Here is a 1,300-nt window from a genome sequence, read left to right as displayed (position 1 = left end):
TGGCCTTCCCCCGAGACCGTGGAGGCATCGGCTATAAGGAGTAGCGATGTCAGAGAAACGGAAGAAGTACGACCGGGAGTTCCGTGAGGGCGCTGTGCGGATCGTGCTTGAGACGGGTAAGCCGATCGCCCAGGTCGCGCGGGACCTGGGGATCCACGAGGGCACGCTGGGCAACTGGGTTGCCCAGGACCGCGAGGCCCGCGAGGGCCGGGGCGAGCTGACCCGCGATGACATGGAGGAGCTCAAACGCCTGCGCGGCGAGAACGCTGAGCTGCGGATGGAGCGCGATGTCCTCAAGCGATCAGTGGTCCTGTGGGTGAAGGAGGCGACGAAGTGAGCGTGGCACGCTTCATCGCCGACCAGAGGACCAAATACCGGGTGCCGCATACGATCACGTGCGCTCTGCTCAGTGTGAGCGTGTCGTGGTTCTACAAGTGGATTAGCCGTGCTGAGAACTCTGATGGGTTGCATACCGACACCGATCGGCGCCGCGCGCACCTCGATAGCGCGGTCGCCGCGGCGTTCACGGCGGCCAAGGGGCTGCATGGTTCGCCGCGGCTGGTCGCTGACCTGCGCGATCTGGGTTGGGAAGTGTCGGAAAAGACGGTGGCCGACTCGATGCGCCGCCAGGGTTTGGTGGCGCGCCGCATCAAGCGCCGCAATGGGCTCACCAAGCAGGACAAGACGGCACCGAAGTTTCCTGACCTGGTCAAACGAGACTTCACCGCGGCTACGCCGAACCGCAAATGGGTCGGTGACATGACTGAGATCCCCACTGAGTCCGGCCAGAAGCTGTATCTGGCGACCGTGATCGACCTCTACAGCCGCCGGCTGCTGGGGGCAGCCATGGGCCTGCATCCGGATGCCGAGTTGGCGTGTGCGGCGATCAAGATGGCTGTGGCCGCGCGCGGCGGCCGCCAAGTGATCTGGCGCGATGAGGACTCCGAGCGGGTCATATTCCATACCGATCGCGGTAGCACCTACACCGCACACGCGTTCACCACGCTGTGCCGCCAGTTGGGGATTCGGCAGTCAATGGGCCGGGTCGGATCGTGTTTCGATAATGCTGCCGCGGAGGCGTTCTTCTCTTCCTTGGAATGGGAAGTCTTGTCCCGCAATCGTTTCCGTGATACTATCCATGCGCAGGCTGTGGTAATCGACTGGTGCTACACCTTCTACAATCACCAACGCCGCCACAGTGCCGCCGACGGGCTATCGCCCGTCAACTACGAGATCAGGGAATCCAAGACCAAGCCCGAAGCGGCATAGGAAACCCTCCACGATTTCGGGGGAACCACAG

Annotated in this window: 2 protein-coding genes; both read left to right on the top strand. The window is 63.2% G+C overall.

The features are described from left to right. Window positions 1–46 precede the first annotated feature (46 nt). A complete protein-coding gene (locus tag CRM90_RS29960; protein ID WP_005143061.1) occupies window positions 47–337 on the top strand; it encodes a transposase in 291 nt (96 codons plus the stop codon). Beyond that, entirely contained in the window at window positions 334–1,269 is a 936-nt protein-coding gene (locus CRM90_RS29955) for an IS3 family transposase (protein WP_005143060.1), read from the top strand. The genes CRM90_RS29960 and CRM90_RS29955 overlap by 4 nt, the downstream gene beginning before the upstream one ends. Window positions 1,270–1,300 lie beyond the last annotated feature (31 nt).

The sequence above is a fragment of the Mycobacterium sp. ENV421 genome (assembly GCF_002887815.1).
GTDB lineage: Bacteria > Actinomycetota > Actinomycetes > Mycobacteriales > Mycobacteriaceae > Mycobacterium.
This window is presented reverse-complemented; position numbering and strand designations above follow the sequence as displayed.